Genomic DNA, 3,032 nt, shown 5'->3' on the forward strand with positions numbered 1-3,032 from the left:
GTCCCACCAACCCCCCGGCGCCTCCGCGAGCGCCGAGCACACCGGCGCCGGGGCGCCCCGGCCGGCGCCCAAGCAGGGCCTCCAGCAGACCCTGACCGTCCTCATGCACGCCCGGGACGGAGCCCACCCCACCAGCACCGCCCACACCCGCCAGGCCAACGCCCAGCGCGCCGCCCACGCCGCCCAGGCCCTGCACCACCACGCCCGCGCCAGCGCACGGGCCACCGCCGGCGTCGGCACCGAGGGGGCGCAGGACGCCAGGGACAACATCGAGGAGGCCCTCATCGAGCTCCTCACCGACCTGCACCACCTCTGCGACACCTGCGACCTCGAGCTCACCACCCTCCTGCAGGCCGCCGCCCTCATCCACGCCAACGAGACCCGACCCCGCTGACGGCGGCGGCGGCCCCGCCGGCGGCGGCGGCGCCGGAGGTCGCGCGAGCGCCGTGCCGGGTCCTCACGGACCGGTGCGCCCGCTCGTCCCGCCCGGCCCGAGCGGCACCCGCCCACCCGTGGCGGGAGCGCCGGTCATCCACGTGAGCAGCTCGTCGACCGGGCCGATGACCTGGCGCAGGACCCGCTCGGTCTCACCCGCGACGCCGTGCAGAGCGGTGATCCGGCCCACGACCCGGCCCTCGTGCACGAGGTCGGCGGGCGGGTCGTACTCGTAGCGCACCGCCCGCATCCCCAGCACCGGAGCGCCGGCGGGTGCCACGACACCGCTGAGCATGACCTCCTGCACCGAGCGCTCGCCGTCGCCGGTGCGCACGAAGAGCTGGTCGACGGCGATGCGCAGCGGCTCCTCGGCGCTCCCCGCGGCCGCCGGGAACGGCGCGTGGTCGAAGTCGACGCTGGTGATGTCCGGGACCCGGTGGGTGACCTCGAGGACGATGCGGCGCACCCGGCCCCGCCAGTCCTCCTCCGTCGGCCGCCGCAGCTCCATGACGTGCACGCCGTGCCCGTCCGCCACCGCCCGGGCGCCGCCGTGGAAACCGGTGACCGTCACCAGGACGCCCGTGCCGTGCACACCCGCCTCGGCGAGGTCGGCGAGCGCACCGACCCACGCGAACGCGTCCCGCTGCTCCAGCGGACCCCTGCGCCGGTGGCACTCGAAGAAGACGGTGCGCTCGAGCCCACCGACCTCGAAGCGCCACACCACGTCGATGCGGTGGCGGGTCAGGCGGCCCTGCAGCCGGACGTCCCGCTCGATGCCGACGGTCCTGGCCTCCCGTGGAGCCGCCAGTGCGCCCACGAGGTCCCGGACCAGCTCCCCGTGCTCCCGGGGCGTCAACTCCCCGTCCACGCCGACACCCGCCTCTCCGCAGCCGACACCGTCCGCGCACGATAGTCGTCCACGCCGTCGCCGCCCGCTCGGCGCACCGCGCTCAGGACGGCTCGACCCGGCCGGTGAGCAGCTCCAGCGGCACCGCCGCGGCGAGCGCCGCGTACCCGGCCGGCGAGAGGTGCAGGTGGTCGCCGCCGTCGACGTCCGCGCGCAGCCGCGAGGGACGGGCGGGGTCGCGCAGGACCGCGTCGAGGTCGACGAGGGCGTCGAAGGGAGCACCGGCGCGCAGCCGGGCGTTGACCTGCTGCCGAGCCGCCTCGCGCGAGCCGCCGGGGTCGTCGTAGCCGTCGTGGCCGCCGAACGGCAGCAGCGTCGCGCCGACCACGGCGATGCCGTGCGCGCGGCAGCGCAGTGCGACCTGCCGGTAGCCCTCCAGCAGGCGGGCTGCCGCGGCCCGCTGGGCGCCCGGCGCCGCCGCGGCGGCGCCGAGGTCGTTGACCCCCTCGAGGACGACGAGCGTGCGCACCCCGCCCAGGGCGAGGACGTCGCGCTCTAGGCGGGCCAGCGCCGAGGGACCGACGCCGTCGGCCAGCACCCGGTTCCCGCCGATCCCCTGGTTGAGCACGGCGGTGCCGGCCGCGCCCGCCGCGAGCAGGCGCTCCAGCAGCCGGTCGGACCAGCGGTCGGCCCCGTCCGTCGTGGAGCCGCGCCCGTCGGTGAGCGAGTCGCCCAGCAGCACGACGGCCCCCGCGCCCGGCCCGGCGGGCACCTCGACGCCGGTGAGGACGTACCAGTGCTCGACCGGCGCGGCCCCGGGCAGGTCGCCTTCGTCGACACGGTCACCGGGGACCACGTGCGAGGTCGTGCGGGAACCCGGGTGGCTCGTCGTGCCGACCGGATCGGTGCCGGCGGCGAAGGCGAGGGTGGCGCTGAGGTGGTCGCCGGCCGCGACGGGCAGCTCCACGGGGTCGGAGACGACGAGCGCGCCGGGCGGCACGTCGGTGCCGGGGCGGCCGCCGAACGTCACCGGCAGCACGGCCCCCTCCACCGCACGGGCACCGGCCCGCCCGCCGCGCGGCGCGGCGACGCGGGCGCGCACCACGGCCAGCGGCGCCTCGCCGAACGCGTTGGACAGCCGCAACCGGACGCGGGGGCCGCCGAGGGAGCAGCGCACCGTCTGGCGCAGCGTCACTCCTGCCAGCGCCCACCCCGGACCGTGCGCGGCGGGCAGGTCGGTGGGCAGGTCGGCGGGCAGGGCGCGCTGCTGCGCGGCCGTCCAGGTGTGGATCCACCGCACGCTCACCGGCACCACCGGAACCCCCCGACGACCGCAGCGACCGGACGCACCGAACCCACCTCCAGGGAAACCGGGAACCGGGGAACCCCGGCGGTCCGGAACTCCCGGGGCAACACTAGCGCCGGGAACCCCGCGGGGGCCGCAGCGGCGGCGTCGGTGTTTGCGGGCCCGGCGGTGGCCTCGTAGGGTCGGGGAACGCCCCCTGCGGAGGGGCGCGGCGAAACCCCGTGGGGTTCCCGCGAACACCGGTCCACCCACCTCCACCGCCCCGACGCCTCCGACGACGAAGGTCCACCATGACGACGCACGTCTCCCCCGCCTGGCTCCCCGACGCCGCCCTCGCCCCGGTCGGCGCCGCGACGGTGCTGCTGCTCGCGCCCGGCCTCGACGACGACCCGGTGCTCGGCACCGTCGCGGCGCCGACCGGGGCGAGGGCGGCGTCGGGGAGCC

Annotated in this window: 3 protein-coding genes; 1 reads left to right on the top strand and 2 read right to left on the bottom strand. The window is 77.9% G+C overall.

What is annotated here, in order from left to right; all coding sequences use genetic code 11:
* Positions 1-394: hypothetical protein (locus GTQ99_RS21555; RefSeq protein WP_166617746.1), on the top strand; the 394-nt coding region annotated here is incomplete at its 5' end.
* 63 nt (positions 395-457) lie between these two features.
* On the opposite strand, the gene GTQ99_RS21560 is transcribed toward GTQ99_RS21555, so the two are convergent.
* Positions 458-1,303: a hypothetical protein gene (locus tag GTQ99_RS21560; RefSeq protein WP_166617747.1), complete on the bottom strand. Its 846-nt coding sequence runs from the start codon at positions 1,301-1,303 to the stop codon at positions 458-460.
* A gap of 82 nt (positions 1,304-1,385) precedes the next feature.
* A complete protein-coding gene (locus GTQ99_RS21565; protein WP_205707976.1) occupies positions 1,386-2,588 on the bottom strand; it encodes a GDSL-type esterase/lipase family protein in 1,203 nt (400 codons plus the stop codon).
* Positions 2,589-3,032: the final 444 nt, after the last annotated feature.

The organism is Kineococcus vitellinus (assembly GCF_009906315.1).
Classification (GTDB): Bacteria; Actinomycetota; Actinomycetes; order Actinomycetales; family Kineococcaceae; genus Kineococcus; species Kineococcus vitellinus.